Annotated in this window: 1 protein-coding gene and 1 pseudogene; one reads left to right on the forward strand and one right to left on the reverse strand. The window is 66.6% G+C overall.

The window, feature by feature from the left end; all coding sequences use genetic code 11:
* Positions 1–102 precede the first annotated feature (102 nt).
* Positions 103–887 (reverse strand): IS5 family transposase gene (locus ACFYW8_RS44550; RefSeq protein WP_389093926.1). Its coding sequence is split into 2 segments (ribosomal slippage): positions 103–554 and positions 554–887, totalling 786 coding nucleotides; the frame shifts between segments, so codons are not numbered across the junction.
* A 107-nt stretch (positions 888–994) separates the two neighbouring features.
* On the opposite strand from ACFYW8_RS44550, the pseudogene ACFYW8_RS44555 reads away from it, so the two are divergent.
* Positions 995–1,366 (forward strand): annotated as a pseudogene (locus ACFYW8_RS44555) (transposase); the annotation flags it as partial.

A 1,366-nucleotide genomic window follows, 5' to 3' on the forward strand; every position in this document is an offset into this window, starting at 1 on the left:
TGGTCCCGCGACACCAGCCCGGCGCAGGCCACGGAGGGGACGGCCAAAATGACCGTGCTCGTCACAGGCTGTTACCAGTTTGGCGCCGTCTAAGATGTCATTTCATTTGGTGATGCGGCGGTGGCATATGAGGGTTGCCGCGATGGCGGTGAAGGCGAGGAAGTGCTCGGGCTTACGCTCGTAGCAGCGGTGAAGACGTCGGCATCCTGAGAGCCAGGAGACGGTGCGTTCGACGACCCAGCGGTGTCGGCCAAGCCGATGTGAGGACTCAACGCCCTTGCGAGCGAGGCGATGTCTGATCCCACGGGCGGCGAGCCATCGTCGCAGGTGCCGGTAGTCGTAGCCCTTGTCTCCGTGGAGCTTGGCGGGCTTGCGGCGTCGACGCCCGCGGCGGGAGCGAATGGGCGGGATGCCTTGCACCAGTGGAATCAGGGCCTGGCTGTCGTGCAGGTTGGCTGCCGAGATGCCGATCGACAGGGGCAGGCCGTTGCGGTCGACGATGAGGTGGATTTTCGATCCGCTCTTGCCGCGGTCGGTCGGATTCGGTCCCGTCAGCGGCCCCCTTTGAGGGCGCGGACGCTGACGGAGTCGATCGCGCACCGTGACCAGTCCAGCTCGCCGCGCGAGCCGAGCTCGTCCAGGACCAGGCGGTGGAGCTTGGCCCACACCCTCGCCTCGGACCACTCGGTGAAACGGCGGAACGCGGTCACACCCGACAGGCCGAAGCCGGGCGGCAGTTGGTTCCACGTGCATCCCGACGTGGCCACGAAGATGATCGCGGCCAGAACCTCCCGGTCCCCGCGCCGACGTCTGCCACCACCCTGCGGGCGTTCCGGCGCCGGCGGCACCACTCGCTCGAACAGCTCCCACAAACCGTCCGGCACCATCCGCTCAACAAGCGAAGCAGTCACCACCCCAGACTGCCGCAAGATCACGCCAAACGAAATGGCGTCTAAGACGGTGTCCTATGTGGTGATGGCTCGTTGGGCTGTGTATGGGGAGGGGTACGTGGAGTTGGATTGTTCCGGACGGGCTGTGGGAGATCGCGAAGCCGCTGATCCCGCCGTCGAGGGTGCGGCCGCAGGCGGCGGGACGCAGGACATCCCTGATGAGACGCTGTTCGCTGCGATCATTCACGTATTGGTCAGTGGCTGTGCCTGGCGAGCACTGCCGCCGTGCTTCGGCATCTCCAAGTCGACCGCCCACCGCCGGTTCCTGATCTGGTCCCGGGCCGGCGTGTGGGGCCGGCTGCACGAGGCGATCCTGCACCGCCTGGACGACGAGAACCTGCTCGACCTGTCGCGGGCCGTCCTCGACTCCGCCCATGTGCGGGCTAAAAAAGGGGCGAACACACAGGTCCGAGCCC

The sequence above is a fragment of the Streptomyces sp. NPDC002742 genome (assembly GCF_042888885.1).
Taxonomy (GTDB): Bacteria; Actinomycetota; Actinomycetes; order Streptomycetales; family Streptomycetaceae; genus Streptomyces.